General features: G+C 27.6%; 3 protein-coding genes. All 3 read left to right on the top strand.

Features of this window, described 5'->3' with window-relative positions; translation table 11 throughout:
• Positions 1-172 precede the first annotated feature (172 nt).
• Entirely contained in the window at positions 173-2,023 is a 1,851-nt protein-coding gene (locus ACVCZW_RS13315) for an NACHT domain-containing protein (RefSeq protein WP_452228563.1), read from the top strand.
• Positions 2,024-2,156: 133 nt separating this feature from the next.
• The gene (locus tag ACVCZW_RS13310; RefSeq protein WP_452232649.1) at positions 2,157-2,708 is read left to right on the top strand and encodes a hypothetical protein; all 552 of its coding nucleotides are present in this window, start codon (positions 2,157-2,159) and stop codon (positions 2,706-2,708) included.
• A gap of 146 nt (positions 2,709-2,854) precedes the next feature.
• Positions 2,855-3,352: a DUF2314 domain-containing protein gene (locus tag ACVCZW_RS13305; RefSeq protein ID WP_452232648.1), complete on the top strand. Its 498-nt coding sequence runs from the start codon at positions 2,855-2,857 to the stop codon at positions 3,350-3,352.
• Positions 3,353-3,618: the final 266 nt, after the last annotated feature.

Below are 3,618 nucleotides of genomic sequence, written 5' to 3'. Positions count from 1 at the left end.
ATTAAAAAAACTACTTACAACACCGTGTATATTTAATTGCTTGGTTCTTGTTTGTTCGGAAAATCTTTACAGATTTTCTATTCCGTTTTTGTTTACTAATTTAGTAACTTACACACGCAACTAAGCATACACAAACACGTTAGGTGTAATTTAAAACCAACCCTCAAATTCAATGATTGATTTCGAAACTATATTTACACAAGTACTTTTTAAAAATCTTTTGGATAAAGGAATTAAAGGAGTTGGTTCTATATTTGATAAGCAATTAACAAATATAAACTCTAAAGCAAAAAAGAAACTCAAAAAAGAAGAGTTTGAATTCTTTCAAGAAAATTATGACCTTGAGATTTCAGAAGATGTAGTTTTATCTAATATCAAAAATAATTTAACTGCGGCAATAGCTTGGTCTAATGAAATAAACTTTAGTACAGCTATAACATCTAAAGAGCTGAAAAATATTTTTGTAGACATAGATTTATATTTATCACCATTGAAAACCAGATTTGATGTTGATGAAGAAACTGCTAAAATTAACAGTAAGAAATTATTAAAAGAATTCAATAAAAACAAAATAATATACGGAGGTGCTGGAGCTGGAAAAACAACACTAATCAAAAAAATTTTTAATGACTATTTAGATAATAATAAAGATTTTGATTTCTCTTTTCCTTTAGTTATTCGTTTTAGAGAATTAGATTATGAAAATCATATAAACCAAAAGAATTTTGGCTTATTCAAAATTTTAGTCGACTTATTAGGCATTCATATAAAATTTCCTGTTGAGTATCTTGATGATTTTGGGTTTGAATATTATAATTTATTAAAAAACACTATAATATCATTTTTTAACGATAGTAAAGTACTTCTTATAGCCGATGGATTTGATGAAATACCAGATAGTAAACTAAAAACGAGAATTGAAAAAGAGTTTCAGGAATTATCATTAAATCTTATAGATTCAAAATTTATTTTGACATCTAGAAGTAATGATTTTTTATTACAACTAACAAATACAAATACATACGAAATTTGTCCTTTAAATGATAAACAAATAAAATCACTTATAAGTAAATGGATTACAAATAGAACGAAAGCTAAAGACTTATTTGAAAAAATAAAAGACTCACCATATTATGACACAACGATGAGACCACTAACATTATCGCATCTGTGTGCAATTTATGAAAGAAAAAAAACTATCCCACCGAAACCAAGATACATATACGATTTTGTATTAAATCTATTATTAGAAACTTGGGATCAACAAAGAAGTGTTGTTAGACCTTCAAAGTATGCGGACTTCTATATTGAGAAAAAAAAAGAATTTTTAGCTCAATTATCTTATTGGTTATCTTTTCATTTAAGCAAAAATGTTTTTAGTAGTGACGATATTAGAAAATGTTATAATAAAATACATAAAGCACATAATTTACCTACATCACAAGCCAAAAAAGTTGTTACCGAATTAGAAAATCATACTGGGATTTTTGTACAAACTGGATATAATTCTTATCAATTTTCACATAAATCTTTACAAGAGTTTCTTACAGCAAAATATTTAAGTGCTTTACCTAAAATACCGGAGGTATCTGTACTTAAAAATTTACCAAATGAAACTGCTATTTTAATTTGTCTTTCATCATACCCGAACTATTTCTTTGAAGTCTTTAATAAAGACTTTAAACATTATGATGATCATTTTTGGAGTGTTTTATTCAATAGACTAATCGAAGAAAAACCAGATTTTGATGAAAGTGCTGGAACAATTATTTTTTTCCTAAACAATATTTGGACTCAAAGAAATCCTGTTTTCAAAAAAGCATTTATAAGATTACTTAAAACAACAAATTTAAAAATAGCACTCACGCCTTTTTTAAAATTGTATGAACTAAACGGAACTTATAAAGATTACACCTCATATATTTATAAAAATATAAAAGTCCCATTATCTGAAAGAAATTTTTATCCTACTCAGATTCATACAGATAATGAAATTTCAGAACTTATAAAAAACTACACCTAACATCGTATATAATTTATTGCTAGTTCTAGCCTGCTTACGAAAACCCTCGCGGATTTTCTATTCGGTTTATATTTGCTAAATTAGGTGCTTAAACACGCAACAAACCATATACAAACACGTTAGGCAACATTGAATGAAAACTCTCAAAAACAACATATTACCGATTCTAATTTTCGTTTGTGGCTTGTCTTTTGGACAAACAGAAACTGATTTAAGAATAACAGCACTCATTGAGAAACTGACTTGGGAAACTATTCCAATTACTTGTAATTATTCTTTAGTTCTTAAAGAATATGATTCTATTGCTAACGGACTTGTTGAAATCGGAAAAAAAGCCAATAAACAACTTCTCAACCAAATATCAAACCCCGAAAAATCTATTGGAATTCATATAATTCTCACTCGAATTAATGAATTTGAGAAATATGAAAAAATAGGACTTGGAACAAAGTATATTTATAAAAAATGTGATAAACTAATTGGATGGCATTATATATATAATGGAATAGTTTGGGAATGGATTGAAAACAAAGGACAAAGTATTTCGGAATCTGAATTGAAAAAACTAACCGAATATTGGAATACAAAACTCATTGACAAACGAGATATACAGCTTTCTGAAAGTGAGACCATTTTCAATTCCTTAAATGAATCTGATAATAAAAAATATCCCTGTGGAAATTAAAAAACGTTGCCTAACACCGTATATATTTTATTGCTTGGTTCTAGCTTGCTTACGAAAATCCTTTCGGATTTTCTATTCCGTTTTTATTTACTAACTTAGTTGCTTAATCACGCAACAAAGCATATACAAACACGTTACCAAACATTATGAATAGCAACATTCAAAAAAAAATTTCAAGCTTATTAACAATTGGAATTATTGCTACTTTGGCTTTTGTACTATTTGGAATTTACGTTGCTCAAGACAAATATGAACCTGAAAATGAGCAAACTGAATGGGATAAAAAGAATACACGAGAAATTGACTCAAACGATAAACTATTGAATGAAACCAAACAGACTGCTGAATTAAATTTACCATATTTTATCTCGGAATTTAAAAATAAAGAAAATTCAGAAACTGACTTTTTTGCTAAAGTAAAAATAACCGAAAATGAAAATATTGAACATATTTGGGTTCAATTATTGGATTTAAATGAGGATAATTCTATTGGTTTATTAAGTAACGTTCCTACTAATTTTAAAGAGCTTAAATATTTGGACACACTGACTTTTAACATAAATAAAGCGGAAGATTTAATGATAATGAGAAATGATTCAATAATATTCGGTGGATTTTTACAAGCTGAATTAGATAACAAATAACGTTTGGTAACACCGTATATAATTTATTGCTGGTTCTAGCCTGCTTACGAAAACCCTCGCGGATTTTCTATTCGGTTTTTATTTGCTAAATTACGTTCTTAAACACGCAACAAACCATATACAAACACGTTAGCAAAAACAGTGTCAATCCTCTATTTTCTCTGCTATTGTTTTAGTTTGGGCTTACCTAATTCCCTAACTTATAATTAACAAAATTTGCTTAGATAAATCGGAACTAAAAGTAAAACTGAAGTCACAAAGATTTT

This window comes from Lacinutrix sp. MEBiC02595 (assembly GCF_053601555.1).
This window is presented reverse-complemented; position numbering and strand designations above follow the sequence as displayed.

Coding starts and splice junctions, on each gene's coding strand:
- ACVCZW_RS13315 (WP_452228563.1), top strand. CDS start 173: ATGATTGATTTCGAAACTATATTTACACAAGTACTTTTTAAAAATCTT.
- ACVCZW_RS13305 (WP_452232648.1), top strand. CDS start 2,855: ATGAATAGCAACATTCAAAAAAAAATTTCAAGCTTATTAACAATTGGA.
- ACVCZW_RS13310 (WP_452232649.1), top strand. CDS start 2,157: ATGAAAACTCTCAAAAACAACATATTACCGATTCTAATTTTCGTTTGT.